Raw genomic sequence first — 227 nt, 5'->3', positions numbered from 1 at the left:
AGGGTGGCGGCGGCGGAGGAGAACAGGATGAAGGCGTTGAGGGGGAGGTGGCGGGTCTGGCGGTGCAGGTTCCAGGCCGCATCGACCTTGGGAGCCAGCACCGCATCGACCTGCTCGGAAGTGAGCGTGGTGGCGACGGCGTCGTCGACGACCCCGGCCGCATGAATGACGGCGGTGAGGGGGTGTTCCTCCGGAATGCCTGCGAGGAGGCCCGCGAGCTGATCGCT

The 227-nt window shown here is 69.2% G+C and carries 1 protein-coding gene; it reads right to left on the bottom strand.

The genetic code is table 11. From position 1 onward, the window contains the following. A partial coding sequence (locus tag IEZ03_RS37155; RefSeq protein WP_189241290.1) for a KR domain-containing protein occupies positions 1-227 on the bottom strand: 227 nt, incomplete at both ends.

The organism is Actinomadura livida, from assembly GCF_014648675.1.
Taxonomy (GTDB): Bacteria; Actinomycetota; Actinomycetes; order Streptosporangiales; family Streptosporangiaceae; genus Spirillospora; species Spirillospora livida.
Note: the sequence above shows the minus strand (reverse complement) of the source record. Positions and strands in the feature narration are given on the sequence as shown.